The organism is Burkholderia sp. Bp9143, from assembly GCF_003853645.1.
GTDB lineage: Bacteria > Pseudomonadota > Gammaproteobacteria > Burkholderiales > Burkholderiaceae > Burkholderia.
Map to the genome: position 1 here is coordinate 142,491 of NZ_QTPO01000004.1, position 13,311 is coordinate 155,801.

At 67.9% G+C, this 13,311-nt stretch carries 12 protein-coding genes; 7 read left to right on the forward strand and 5 right to left on the reverse strand.

The annotated features are described in order from the left end of the window. Position 1 precedes the first annotated feature (1 nt). Together DIE23_RS04360 and DIE23_RS04365 are read right to left on the reverse strand one after the other, a co-directional pair. On the reverse strand, positions 2-1,030 hold the full coding sequence (locus tag DIE23_RS04360) for a TRAP transporter substrate-binding protein (protein WP_124610973.1): 1,029 nt from the start codon (positions 1,028-1,030) through the stop codon (positions 2-4). A 238-nt stretch (positions 1,031-1,268) separates the two neighbouring features. Continuing rightward, positions 1,269-2,177: a LysR substrate-binding domain-containing protein gene (locus DIE23_RS04365; protein ID WP_124610974.1), complete on the reverse strand. Its 909-nt coding sequence runs from the start codon at positions 2,175-2,177 to the stop codon at positions 1,269-1,271. 113 nt (positions 2,178-2,290) lie between these two features. Here DIE23_RS04365 and DIE23_RS04370 point away from each other — a divergent pair, with 113 nt between their 5' ends. Together DIE23_RS04370 and DIE23_RS04375 are read left to right on the forward strand one after the other, a co-directional pair. Beyond that, positions 2,291-3,229, forward strand: a complete 939-nt coding sequence (locus tag DIE23_RS04370) for a 2-hydroxyacid dehydrogenase (protein WP_124610975.1) — start codon at positions 2,291-2,293, stop codon at positions 3,227-3,229. A 71-nt stretch (positions 3,230-3,300) separates the two neighbouring features. Then, entirely contained in the window at positions 3,301-4,677 is a 1,377-nt protein-coding gene (locus DIE23_RS04375; protein ID WP_124610976.1) for an MFS transporter, read from the forward strand. Positions 4,678-4,716: 39 nt separating this feature from the next. On the opposite strand, the gene DIE23_RS04380 is transcribed toward DIE23_RS04375, so the two are convergent. Then, positions 4,717-5,685, reverse strand: coding sequence for a LysR family transcriptional regulator (locus DIE23_RS04380; protein WP_124610977.1), 969 nt, complete (start codon positions 5,683-5,685; stop codon positions 4,717-4,719). A gap of 363 nt (positions 5,686-6,048) precedes the next feature. Between DIE23_RS04380 and DIE23_RS04385 the strand changes: the two genes are divergently transcribed. The 4 genes from DIE23_RS04385 to DIE23_RS04400 all read left to right on the forward strand — a co-directional run bounded on the left by DIE23_RS04385 (position 6,049) and on the right by DIE23_RS04400 (position 10,404). Continuing rightward, the gene (locus tag DIE23_RS04385; protein ID WP_124610978.1) at positions 6,049-7,224 is read left to right on the forward strand and encodes an HPP family protein; all 1,176 of its coding nucleotides are present in this window, start codon (positions 6,049-6,051) and stop codon (positions 7,222-7,224) included. A 102-nt stretch (positions 7,225-7,326) separates the two neighbouring features. Next, positions 7,327-7,740 (forward strand): MarR family winged helix-turn-helix transcriptional regulator, encoded by a 414-nt coding sequence (locus tag DIE23_RS04390; RefSeq protein WP_124610979.1) that lies wholly within the window; start codon positions 7,327-7,329, stop codon positions 7,738-7,740. 30 nt (positions 7,741-7,770) lie between these two features. After that, the gene (locus tag DIE23_RS04395) at positions 7,771-9,558 is read left to right on the forward strand and encodes a chloride channel protein (RefSeq protein ID WP_124610980.1); all 1,788 of its coding nucleotides are present in this window, start codon (positions 7,771-7,773) and stop codon (positions 9,556-9,558) included. 513 nt (positions 9,559-10,071) lie between these two features. Beyond that, positions 10,072-10,404, forward strand: coding sequence for a hypothetical protein (locus DIE23_RS04400; protein WP_185646383.1), 333 nt, complete (start codon positions 10,072-10,074; stop codon positions 10,402-10,404). 112 nt (positions 10,405-10,516) lie between these two features. Here DIE23_RS04400 and DIE23_RS04405 read toward each other — a convergent pair whose 3' ends face one another. Then, positions 10,517-10,837 (reverse strand): pyrimidine/purine nucleoside phosphorylase, encoded by a 321-nt coding sequence (locus tag DIE23_RS04405; protein ID WP_006478890.1) that lies wholly within the window; start codon positions 10,835-10,837, stop codon positions 10,517-10,519. Positions 10,838-11,014: 177 nt separating this feature from the next. Further along, positions 11,015-11,917, reverse strand: a complete 903-nt coding sequence (locus DIE23_RS04410) for a LysR substrate-binding domain-containing protein (protein ID WP_124610981.1) — start codon at positions 11,915-11,917, stop codon at positions 11,015-11,017. 181 nt (positions 11,918-12,098) lie between these two features. Here DIE23_RS04410 and DIE23_RS04415 point away from each other — a divergent pair, with 181 nt between their 5' ends. Further along, positions 12,099-13,283 carry a M20 aminoacylase family protein gene (locus DIE23_RS04415; RefSeq protein WP_124610982.1) on the forward strand — a complete coding sequence of 395 codons (1,185 nt, stop codon included), beginning with the start codon at positions 12,099-12,101 and terminating at the stop codon, positions 13,281-13,283. Positions 13,284-13,311: the final 28 nt, after the last annotated feature.

Sequence of the window (13,311 nt, forward strand, 5' to 3'; positions counted from 1 at the left end):
CTCAACCCCGCGCGGCGACAATGGCCGGAAACAGCGGCGCGGTGGCCGGATACTGCTTCGCGAACGCGACGTAGAGGCGGTCGTGCATCGTCTGCCGCAGCGCCGTGCGCTCGGCCTCCGCCATCGGATGGAACGTCATCCCGTGCTGCTTCAGCGCCGCCTCCGCCTGCGCGGCCTTCTGCGTCGCGATCGCGCGCTGCTGCGCGGTCGCATCGGCCACCGCACGGTCGAACGCCGGGCGCAGATTTGCCGGAATCCGCTCGAGCGCGCGCCGCCCCATCACGACGGTCATCGCCGCGAACACGTGGTGCGATTGCCAGCATGACTTGACGATCTCGTCGAAGCGGCTCGCGAGCACGGTGGCCGGATCGTGCTCGAGCCCGTCGACGACGCCCGTCTGCACGGCCATGTACAGCTCGCCGAACGGAATCGGCGTCGGCACCGCGCCCATCACCTTGAAGGTGTCCATGAACGCCGGTGTCGGCAGCACGCGCAGCTTCGTGCCCTTCACGCCCTGCAGCGCCGTCACCGGCTGCTTCGTGAACACGCAGCGCCCGCCGAAGTGCGAGCCCCACGTCAGCACCGAGCAGCCCGCGCGCTTTTGCAGCAGCGCGTTCAGGCTGGTGCCGACCTCGCCGTCGAGCACCTTCGCGACGTGCGCATAGCTGTCGAACAGGTAGCCGAGATCGAGCATGCCGAGCTCCGGCGCGACCGTGGCCCAGATCGACGACCCGGCAATCATCATGTCGATCGCGCCGATCTTCACCTGCTGCGCGACGTCGCTCTCCTTGCCGAGCTGGCTGTTTGGAAAGTAGTCGACCCGGATCGCGTCGCCAACGCTCGCCTTCAGGTTCGCCGCGAGGCGCTCGTACCATACGTAGTGCGCGGCGTTCTGGTCGGCCGGCATCGACGACGAGCAGCGCAGCGTCACGGTCTGCGCGGCGCGGCCGATCTGCGGCAGCCCGCCCGCGGCCGCGAGCGTGGCGGCGGACGCCGTTTGCAGAAAGCGCCGCCGGGTAAAGGTAGTCATGGCCGTCTCCTTTGCAAGTGCGCCTCCCGGCGCAGCTGTATCGATTTAGTGTATCGATACAGTAATACGACGACCGACGAGAGAAAAATGAGGGTTTTCCCGTGACCAGGATGAAAAGCGGGGATTCCGGACGGCGATTTCGGGCCGGAAGGGCCTGCGGTGGCGGCCTGTTTCGGCCTTTCGGGCCCACAGCGCGCGCCAGGCGCGGTTGCCTGCATCGTCAGACAACCGACCTTGGCTACACGGCGCCGCCGGCCGCCCCTTCCGTCAGAAACTGCTCGACCATCGCGTTGAACACCGGCAGCGCCGGATTGTCGTTGTCCGCGCGCCACGCGAGATACAGCTCGGCCGCCACGTCGACGCCCGCGAGCGGCCGGAACACCACGCCGTCGACATGCAGCTCCCGCGCCGACGCCGGCACCAGCGCGGCACCCAGCCCGGCGCGCACCAGGCCGAGGATCGTATGCGTCTGCCCGACGTAATGCAGGTAGTTCGGCAAGCGCCCGGCGCCGGCGAACATCCCCGAGATCATGTCGTGGAAGTACTTGCCCTCGTTCGGCGAATACGCGATGAACGGCTGCCGGTCGAGCTCGTCCGGGCCGATCCGTTCGTACGCGGCCAGCGGTGCGCCTTGCGCGACCGCGACGAGCATCGGTTCGCGCTGCACGAGCCGGTATTCGAGCGGGTGGCGCGCCGCGCGCTGGCGCACGAAGCCCGCATCGAGCATGCGCGACGCCAGCGCGTCGATCTGCACGGTCGACACCATTTCACGCAGTTCGACATCGACGTCCGGCAGCGCGTGCGCCGCATGCGCGAGCAGCACCGGAATCATCCGGTACGCGCTGACGGCCGTGAAGCCGAGCGTGATGCGGCCGGCCCCGCCGTGCGCGACGCGCTGCGCGGCCTGTTCGGCCCGCGCGGAAAACTCGAGGATGTGCCGCGCATCGCGCAGGAAGCGCTCGCCGGCCGCGGTCAGCCTGACCTGCCGGCTGCTGCGTTCGAGCAGCGCGATGCCGAGCGCATGTTCGAGCAACTGGATCTGCCGGCTGAGCGGCGGCTGCGTCATGAAGAGCCGCCTGGCCGCGCGTCCGAAATGCAGTTCCTCGGCGACGGCGACGAAGCAGCGAAGCTGGTTCAGTTCAATCATTCAAATCTTGAATCAATCGATAGCCTCTTGATGTTAGACCGATATCGATACGATTTCTATACTCGGTTGCACCTGATGCGCGGCCCGCGCCGCGCACGACGACCGAGACCTTCATGACCATCGACATCCTGCTCACCCAGCCGCTCCCCGACACCATCGACGCCGAACTGTCCGCCCGCTATGCGGTGCATCGGCTGTATGCGGCCGAGCAGCCCGACGCGCTGCTCGATCGCGTCGCATCGCGTATCCGCGGTGTCGTCACGGGCGGCGCGAACGGGTTGTCGGCCGCGTTGATGGACCGGCTGAACGCGCTCGAAATCATCGCGATCAGCGGCATCGGCACCGACGCCGTCGATCTCGACCGCGCGCGCGCCCGCGGCATCCACGTGACGACGACACCCGACGTGCTGACCGACGACGTCGCCGACATGGCGATGGGCCTGATCCTGATGACGCTGCGCGACCTCGGCGCCGGCGAGCGCATCGTGCGCGCCGGCCGCTGGGGCAAGGTTGCGCAGCCGCTCGCGACGCAGGTGACGGGCAAGCGGCTCGGCATCGTCGGCCTCGGCCGCGTCGGCCGCGCGATCGCGCAGCGCGCGCAGGCGTTCCGGATGCCGGTCAGCTATTTCGGCCCGCGCGAACACCGCGACAGCGGCCACCGCTACGTGCCCGACCTGGTCGCGCTCGCACGCGACAGCGACGTGCTCGTGCTCGCGGCGTCGGCCGATCACGGCAACGTGCTCGTGACCAGCGACGTCCTCGCCGCGCTCGGCAATAAAGGATTCCTGATCAACGTCGCGCGCGGCAAGCTCGTCGACGAAGCCGCGCTCATACGCGCGCTGGCGGACGGCACGATCGCCGGCGCGGGCCTCGACGTGTTCGCCGATGAACCGCGCGTGCCGGACGCGCTGCTCGAACTCGCGCGCGTCGTCGTGCAGCCGCACCGTGCGAGCGCCACGCACGAGACGCGCGAACAAATGGGCCGGATCGTGCTCGCCAACCTCGCCGCGTGCTTCGCTGGCCAGCGCCCGCCGACCAGCGTCACCAGCTGACCGCCTCACGCCCATCCCCGACCAAGACACCAAACGAAACGCCTCCGCACGACGGAGGCCAGGAGACTCGCATGCCCAATCGATCCAGCGGCAGCGCTGCCGTCGTCGCCTCACCCGCCTCATCCGCCGCGTCGCGCACGATCGGCCGCGTCCGTTACACGGTCCTCGCGCTGATCTTCGCCGTCACCGTCGTCAACTATGCGGACCGCGCGACGATGTCGATCGCCGGCACCGGCGTCGCGCACGACCTCGAGTTGACGCCCGTGCAGCTCGGCATCGTCTTTTCCGCGTTCGCGTGGGCCTATGCGATCGGCCAGATTCCGGGCGGCTGGCTGCTCGACCGCTTCGGTGCGCGCCGCGTGTACGGCCTGAGCCTGCTGCTGTGGTCGGTCTTCACGATGTTGCAGGGCACGGTCGGCGGGTTCGCCGTGCAAGGGGCGGCCGCGACACTCGCGCTGTTCGCGATGCGCTTCATGCTCGGCCTGGTCGAATCGCCGGCGTTCCCGGCCAATTCACGGATCGTCGCCTGCTGGTTCCCCACCGCGGAGCGCGGCACCGCATCGGCGCTGTTCAATTCCGCGCAGTACATGGCCGTCGTGCTGTTCACGCCCGTGATGGCGTGGCTCACGCACGCGCTCGGCTGGGAACACGTGTTCCTGTGGATGGGGCTGCTCGGCGTCGCGCTGTCGGCGCTCTGGTTCGCGTGGTATCGCGAGCCGCACGGCCATCCGCGCGTCACCGACACCGAACGCGACTACCTGCGCGCGCACGGCGCACTCGTCGATCTCGAGGCGAACCGCGTCCGCCAGCGCTCGCGCGTATCGTGGCGCGACGCATCGCAGCTGTTCCGCCACCGGAACCTGTGGGCGATCTATATCGGCCAGTACTGCATCACGGCGCTCACCTACTTCTTCATCACGTGGTTCCCGATCTACCTGATCAAGGGACGCGGGATGACGATCATGGAAGCCGGCTGGGTGGCCGCGCTGCCGGCGCTCTGCGGCTTCACGGGCGGCGTGCTCGGCGGTGTGCTGTCGGACTGGCTGATCCGGCGCGGCGTGCATCCGTCGCGCGCCCGCAAGACGCCGTTCGTCGTGGGAATGGCGATGGCGACGCTGCTCGTGCTCGCGAACGGTGTGTCGTCGAACGCAGTCGTGATCGCACTGATGACGATCGCGTTCTTCGGCAAGGGGCTCGCGGCGGTCGGCTGGGCCGTGCTCGCCGATACCGCGCCGGAAGGCATGGTCGGCCTGAGCGGCGGCGTGTTCAACGGCCTCGGCAACATCGCGGGGATCGTCACGCCGCTCGTGATCGGCTACTTCGTCGCGCACACGGGCTCGTTCGCGGGTGCACTGTGGTTCGTTGCCGCGCACGGGCTGATCGGCATCGCCGCCTACGCGTGGCTCGCCGGCCGCTTCGAACGGATTCGCGTCACGCCGGACGCATGACACCCGGCACCGCCGGGCAAGCAACCGGCGGCGGCGGCGTCACGCGCGCTGGCGGCTGCCCGGCGTCGGCTCGACCGCGAGCCGGTCGAGTTCGCGCAGGTCGTTTTCCAGCGCGGGCGTGAGCGTCGTGCGCAGATGGTCGAGGAAGGTGCGGATCTTCGCGTCGAGATAGCGGCGCGTCGCATAGACGGCATACACGCTGACCGTCTGCAACCGATACTCGGGCAACACGCGGATCAGCCGACCTTCGCGGATGTCGTCGAGCACGGTGTACAGCGCGACGCACGCGATGCCGCGCCCCGCCCGCACCGCGACGCACAGCGCATCCGGCACGTTGACCTGGAACGGCGCCGGCTGCAGTTCGTAGACCGTTTCCTCGTCGTCGCCGCGCTCGAGCCGCCACTCGCTGGCCGGCGAGGCGGGCGTATCGAGGCGCAGGCACACATGGTTCGGCAGGTCTTCGGGCGTCTTCGGCGTGCCGTGCCGCGCCAGGTATTCGCGTGAGGCGACCAGCACACTGCAACTCGTGCCGCAGGTCTGCGCGACGTAGCCGGAATCGGGCAGCTGCGACGCGGTCACGATCGACACGTCGTAGCCTTCCTCGACGAGGTTCGGCATCCGCTGCGCGAGCGTCAGCTCGACCGATACGTCCGGGTTGTCTTCCTGGTAGCGCACGATCGACAACACAACATGGCTCTGCCCCAGCCCCGTCATCGCATGGATGCGCATCTTGCCGCTCGGCCGCAGCAGCGCGTTGCGCGCCTCGGCGTTCGCGTAGTCGAATTCAGCCAGGATCGATTTCGCACGCTCGAAGTAGCGCTCGCCGCTTTCGGTCAGGCCGAGATGGCGCGTCGTGCGATGCAGCAGGCGCGTCTGCACGTGGGCTTCGAGATTCGACACCGCGCGCGACACCTGCGCGGTGGTCGCATCGATTTCTTTGGCGACCGCGGTGAAACTGCCGGCTTCGACAACGCGCACGAACAGGCGCATGTTTTCGAGCATGTCCATTGAATTGGCTTGGGGAGTGTCGGTGGGGAAACGTCGGCGGCGCTCGCGTCAGACGGGAATCGGGGCGTGCGCGCGAACCACGCGCAAGCGATCACCATGCCGGGGAACGGGCGGGAGAGCGGGCATCGCGTGCGTGGTTGTGGCATATCGGGGAATTCGGTGGCCCGAATTGTACGCCGCCGCAGACAAATTTGCGCGATCGCACGGCCCCAGGCTTTCATCCGATGAAAGATTTTTGCAAGACGGACGCGTCGCGCACATGCAACGCGTTGATGCGGCGCGACAATTTGTATCACAACACGATATAATTCCACTTCTCTTGCGCTGCGTCATCCGCGCCGTCATTTTTACCGCTTACCGTCCATGTCGTCAGGCTCCTCCCCGTCGCGCCGCACGTTCCGCCAATGGCTGCACAGCTTCATTCCCCATCCGATGACGCTCGGCTGGCGCGAGCGCATGCGCTCGTGCGCGGGCGCGCTCGTCGGCATTGCGACGGTCGGCGTGACGATGCGGCTGCTGCCCGGCGTGCCGGGCCTCGTCCCGCTGCTGGTCGCGCCGATGGGGGCGTCGGCCGTGCTGCTGTTCGCGGTGCCCGCGAGTCCGCTCGCGCAGCCGTGGTCGATCATCGGCGGCAATCTGGTGGCGGCAACCGTCGGCGTCGCCTGCGCGCAGTGGATCGCCGATCCGATCACGGCCGCCGCGGTTGCGGTCGCCCTCGCGATCGGCGGCATGTTCGTACTGCGCTGCGTGCACCCGCCGTCGGGCGCGGTCGCGCTGACGGCCGTGCTCGGCGGCCCGGCGATCCACGCGCTCGGCTTCGGCTTCGTGGTCGAGCCGATCGCACTGCAATCGGCGATCCTGCTGTCGGCCGCGCTCGTGTACCACGCGCTGACGGGCCACCGCTATCCGCACGGCGGCGTGCGTCCCGACGCGAAGCCGCAAGGCGGCAGCGCCGCGCCGGCACGCGGCGGCTTCACGCGCGCCGATCTCGACGCCGTGCTGAAGCGCCGCGGCGAATGGCTCGACGTCGATCCGGACGACCTCGAGATGCTGCTGCGCGAAACCGAGATGCAAGCCTATGCGCGCACGTTCGGCCAGCTCACGTGTACCGACCTGATGACGAAGAACGCGATCGAAGTCACACCGTCGACGTCGGTCACGGCCGCGCTGACCCTGCTCGACCGCCATCGCGTGAAGGCGCTGCCCGTCGTGGACGGCGACGATCGCCTGGTCGGCATCGTCACGCGCGCCGACCTCACGCGCCAGTTGCGCCGCCCGGCCCCGCTGTGGCAGCGGCTGGCCGCGCGGCTGCCGGAGTCGTTCCGCGGCCTGCCGCCCAGCGTCGCCACCGTGATGACCCGCGACGTCGCCTCCGTGCCGCAGACCATGCCGATCACCGCGCTGGTGCCGCTGTTTACGCATTCGGGCCACCACCATATTCCGGTCGTCGACGCATCGCGCCGGCTCGTCGGCATCATCACGCAGACGGATCTCGTCACGGGCCTGTACCAGCAGACGCGGATGCTCGAGGCCGCGTAACGCTGACGAACAGCGGAATGCAGAAATTCCGCTGAAAATCGGCCATTTATATCATGTTGTGATATATTTCACGCTACCGAAACTGCTGCCCGACCGACCGTAATGAACGATACCCGACGCGCGCTGACCAAGAGCGATTTTCAGCAACTGTCCGAGTTCCGCTACCAGATGCGCTGCTTCGAGCGCTTCTCCGAACGCGCCGCGCAAAGCGAAGGCGTGACGCCGCTGCAATACCTGCTGCTGCTGCACATCAAGGGCTACCCGCATCGCGAATGGGCCACCATCGGCGAACTCGCGGAACGCCTGCAGGCGCAGCATCACGGCGTCGTCGCGCTGGTGACGCGCTGCGAGGCGCTCGGGCTCGTGAAGCGCAAGACGAGCGAAGCGGACCGCCGGCAGGTCGAGGTCCACCTCGAAGACGCCGGCGAAACGCTGCTCGCGCGCCTCGCGGCCATGCACCGCGCCGAGCTGAAATCGCTGAAGGACGCGTTCCAGGTCCCGCAGATCGATTATTGACCCAGGCTTTACCGACCTTTCCCCACTCCGATGAACGCACCACACAAACGCGATTTCTCGACCAACGAACGCCTGCCCAGGATCGCGTTGCTCGCTGCCGGGATCGGCTTGCTCAGCACACTGGCGGCGTTCGTGCTGTTGAGCCTGATCCACCTGTTCACGAACCTGTTCTTCTTCCAGCAGTTTTCGTTCGCCGACCGTTCGCCCGCCCACAACACGCTCGGCGCATGGGTGATCGTCGTGCCGGTGATCGGCGGGCTGATCGTCGGACTGATGGCGCGCTTCGGTTCGGAGAAGATCCGCGGCCATGGCATTCCCGAAGCGATCGAGGCGATCCTGTTCGGCAAGAGCCGCATGTCGCCGAAGGTCGCGATCCTCAAGCCGCTGTCGTCCGGCGTCGTGATCGGCAGCGGCGGCCCGTTCGGTGCCGAAGGCCCGATCATCATGACGGGCGGCGCGCTCGGCTCGCTGATCGCGCAATGCGTGCACGTGACCGCCGCCGAGCGCAAGACGCTGCTCGTCGCGGGCGCGGCCGCCGGCATGACCGCCGTGTTCGGCACGCCGGTCGCCGCCGTGCTGCTCGCGGTCGAACTGCTGCTGTTCGAATGGCGTCCGCGCAGTTTCCTGCCGGTCGCGCTCGCCTGCGCGGTCGCCGGTTTCGCCCGCGCCGTGTTCTTCGGTGTCGACCCGCTGTTTCCGCTGACCACGGCTTCGCCGACGCCCGTCGCGCTGCTGTCGTGCATCGTCGCGGGCCTGCTGTCGGGCATGCTCGCGTGCGGCCTGTCGGCCGCGCTGTACCGCGTCGAGGACACCTTCGCGAAGCTGCCCGTGCACTGGATGTGGTGGCCGGCGCTCGGCGCGATCGCGATCGGCATTGGCGGCTGGCTCGAGCCGCGCGCGCTCGGCGTCGGCTACGACGTGATCGGCGACCTGCTGCATCAGCACATCGCGCTGAAGATCGCGCTCGCGCTGCTGATCGTGAAGGCCGTGATGTGGGTGATCGCGCTCGGCTCCGGCACGTCCGGCGGTGTGCTCGCGCCGCTCTTGATGCTCGGCGCGGGCCTCGGCACCGTGCTGTCTCCGGTGCTGCCCGGCGGCGATCCGGCGCTGTGGCCGCTCGTCTGCATGGCCGCGACGCTCGGCGCCACGCTCGGCGCGCCGCTGACCGCGATCGTGTTTGCATTCGGCCTCACGCACGACGCGAACGCGCTGCTGCCGCTGCTCGCGGCGACGCTCGTCGCGCACGGCTTCGCGACCGTCGTGATGAAGCGCTCGATCATGACGGAGAAGATCGCGCGCCGCGGTTATCACATCTATCGCGAATACGGTGTCGACCCGCTCGAACGCCATGACGTGGCCGAGGTGATGACGCCGGCCGACGCGCTCGTCGCGATCGACGGCGCCACGACGCTCGACGCCGTCGAGTCGCAGTACTTCGGCGCGAAGCAGACGCACCGTGCGTACCCCGTCGTGCAGAACGGCCGCCTGCTCGGCCTCGTCGATCGCGCGACGCTCGACGCGCAGCGCGCGCAAGCCGGCCCCGGCGCGGCGCTCGCGAGCGCGTTCGTCGATCGCTCACCGGCCGTCGCGCAGGCACACGAAACGTGCCGCGTGGTCGCGTCGCGGCTCGCGATGCTCGGCCACGAACGCCTGCCGGTCGTCGACGATCCGCAATCGCTGCGCATCATCGGCATCGTGTCGCGTAGCGACCTCATCAAGCCCGCGCTCCAGCACTTCGACGACGAACATAAGCGCGAACGCTTCCGTCCGGTCGTACCCGTCAACCTGCGCGAAGCCGGTGCCCGCAAGGCCGGCTGACCTTTGCCGCGTGCGCGGCGCGCCGGACGTGCACCGCATTCATCGTCGTCTTCCGCCTTCCGAAACGGCGCGCACCCTGCGCGCCGTTTTCGCATTTCGCCGCGTCCGGCGTTTAAACTTCGTTGACAATTCGTCGGACGAAAATTTGTCATCATGGTGCTCATGCGACGGGGCCACCATTCAGCCGTTCCACTTCGTCATCCAATAAAGAAACGTCGCGGCGCGACATGCAGACACATGCAGCACGCCGCGGCCGTCAATCCGCCACACCACAGGGCAGCGAGCCGGCCTCACGACGCATGACGTCGTTGCCGCGTCCCCCGTTCTCCATGCGGGCCGCAAGCGACACATGCCTCTGCGCCGCAGCACTCACAGCATCCGGTTGTCGTTTGGCAAGCGCGTTAACAACTTGTTTCGGAATCGCCGGAACCGCATTTGTCCGATGCAATCTCACTGTTACGCAGTCCTGCTGCGCATCCCACCCAATCAATCACGACTCGAGGGAGATAAAACGTGAACGTGAAATACTTACCGCTCATCGCATTGACCGTGGCAGTTTCTGCTCATGCCGCCGATCCTGCCATGCAGAATGTGGGACAAAGCCAGAAGTCCACGCAGGACGTCTCGGCGTGCATCGCCAAGACCTGGGCCGACAAGTCGCAACAACAGGTGATTTCGCAGAACGTGCTGGCCAACGGCCTCGCGACCGATGTCTACGCACCGGGCCAGCAGCCGCCGAACGGCGCGGCCGCGATGGTTCGTCCGGCGTCGAAGCCGGGCGCGAAGACGTGGGTCGCCGTGCGCGGCGACGCCGCTGCCGCGGGCGACATCAACGCCTGCCTGTAAGCGCCGCGCCGGACGGCCTTGCGCCGTCCACATGCGACAAGCCCCGCTTCGGCGGGGCTTTTTGTTTGGTCGCACCGGCCGCGCGCACATGCCGCGGCCGGTGCTTGCGCGCCTACAGGTAGCTGCAGACGTAGTCGAGCGTCTCGAGCACTTCGATGTCGAAGCGGCTCTTGCCCGGCACCGAGAACGATTCGCCGGCGCCGTAGGTTTGCCATTCGCTGCTGCCATCGAGCTTCACGCGGCACTTGCCGGCCTGCACTTCCATCAATTCGGGCGCGTCCGTGCCGAAGTTAAGCGCGCACGGCAGGATCACGCCGAGCGTCTTGCGTGTGCCGTCCGGGAAGAGCACGGTATGCGACACGCACTTGCCGTCGAAATAGACGTTCGCGCGCTTGACGACCGATACGTTGTCGAATTGGGTTGCACTGGTCATGTGATGCCTCTGATTGCTGGGTGCCGGATGGCGTGTTGTCGGAAGCCGGCCGGAGCGGCAGGCCGGCCGCTATGATACCGGCTCGCGGCGGACGTGCCGCGAGTGAGGCTCGCCGAGGATATGCAACGGATAGTCAGGATCACTACCTGATGCATTGCACGACCCGGATTCACTGCCTCATCCGAGCCCCTTGCGTCGCGCGGAATCGCGCAGGCAGTCAAGCAGCATCGCCGCGGCCGGCGTGAGCGGGCTGTCGCGGCGCGTGACGACCTGCACGGACACGCCCGGCAGCCGCTCACGGATCGGCAGCACCGCGAGTTGGTCACGCGCCCACTCGCCCTGCAGCAACTGTTCGGGCATCGACGCGATCAGGTCGCAGCCCGTCATCAGGCTGTGCGCGAGCCCGAAGCTCGGGCATTCGACGACCCGCTGCGGCACCGGCAGCCCATAAGCGACGAACGAGTTGAACAGCACCTGGGTCGAGCTTTCGGGCGACGGATTCATCAGCCAGTCGGCCTCGACGAGATCGGCGAGCGACGTGGCCGACGCGAGCGGATGCCCCTTGCGCGCGACGATCAGCGATCGGCTCGCATAGAGTTCCGCGTGATCGAACTCGGCCGCGAGCAATTCGGGCACGACGACGGCCACCGCGAAATCGAGCGAGCCGTCGTGCAGCCGCGGCAGCGCGACGCCCGGAAACCCTTCGATCAGATTGACGCGCGCGACCGGAAAGCGCCGCCGGAACGCGCGAAACGCGTCGGGCAGGATCGTCACCGCCGCGGCCGGCGTGATCGCCGCCGCGACCGAGCCCGTCATCGCGCCCTGCGCCTGCTCGATATCGTCGCGCGCCCGCTGCATCTCGGCGACGATCAGCCGCGCGCGCACCTGCAGCTGCTGGCCGAACGCGGTGAGCTGCACGCCGCGCGCGGTGCGCACGACGAGCGACACGCCGAGCGCGATCTCCAGCTCCTTGACCGCCTTCGTCAGCGCCGCCGGCGACACGTTCAGGCGCCGCGCGGCCGCGCGGATGCTCCCTTCGTCCGCGACGGTGACGAACGCTTTCAGCTGATGGTATTTCATGGCGGCATGCGTGATTCGTGGAAACCCTGTGCGGCGCGGCGCATGCCGGCTCAGGGTATTCCCGAGCGGCAACCGATGGTGTGCACCGAAGCAATTTAGCAGCTTCTGGTGCACAAAAGAAATTTATATGCTGTCACGTCATATGCGCGTCAAACGCCCCACCGGCCCCACAGGAGACACCATGCTGCAAGCCGTGAACCCCGTCATCCCCGGCATCGCCGCGATCGCCCCCGACCTGATCGAAGTGCGCCGCCGCATCCACGCGCACCCGGAGCTCGCGTTCGAGGAAACGCTGACCAGCGATCTCGTCGCCGAGCTGCTCACCGGCTGGGGCTACGAAGTGCATCGCGGCATCGGCAAGACGGGCGTCGTCGGCGTGCTGCGCGAAGGGCAAGGCACGCGCACCGTCGGCCTGCGCGCCGACATGGACGCGCTGCCGCTCGCCGAAACCACCGGCCTGCCTTATGCGAGCCGCCATGCGAACAAGATGCATGCGTGCGGCCACGACGGCCACACCGCGATGCTGCTGTGCGCGGCGCGTCACCTGGCCGCCACGCGCCAGTTCTCCGGCACGCTGAACCTGATCTTCCAGCCGGCCGAGGAAAATTTCGGCGGCGCGAAATCGATGATGGACGACGGCCTGTTCGACCGCTTCCCGTGCGACGCGATCTTCGCGATCCACAACATGCCGGGCCGCGCCGCCGGCGACATGGCGTTCCGCACCGGCGCCGCGATGGCGTCGGCCGATCGCGTGACGATCACGTTGCGCGGCGTCGGCGGCCACGGCGCGATGCCGCATTTCGCGCGCGACCCGATGTCGGCCGCGGGCAGCATCATGGTCGCGCTGCAGACGATCGTCGCGCGCGAGGTCGATGCGCAGCATGCGGCCGTGATCACGGTCGGCAGCGTGCAGGCCGGCGAGACCTTCAACATCATTCCCGAAACCGTCACGATGAAGCTGTCGGTGCGCGCGCTGAACGCCGACGTGCGCGCGCTGCTCGCGCGCCGCATCGAAGCGCTCGCGAAAGGCCAGGCGGAAAGCTTCGGCGTCACCGCGGAAGTGGATTACGACTACGGTTATCCGGTGCTCGTCAACCATCCCGAACCGACCGCGTTCGCGGCGGACATCGCACGCCAGATGCTCGGCGCCGAGCGTGTCGAAACCGAGGCCGCGCCGCTGATGGGCAGCGAGGATTTCGCGTTCATGCTCGAGGCACGCCCCGGCTGCTATGCGTTCATCGGCAACGGGATCGGCAGCAAGGGCGGCTGCATGGTGCACAACCCCGGCTACGACTTCAACGACGACATCCTCGCGATCGGCGCGAGTTACTGGGTTCGCATCGCCGAAGCCTGGCTCGCGGCCTGACGGCCCTTCATCACGCAGTTCCGCGCCT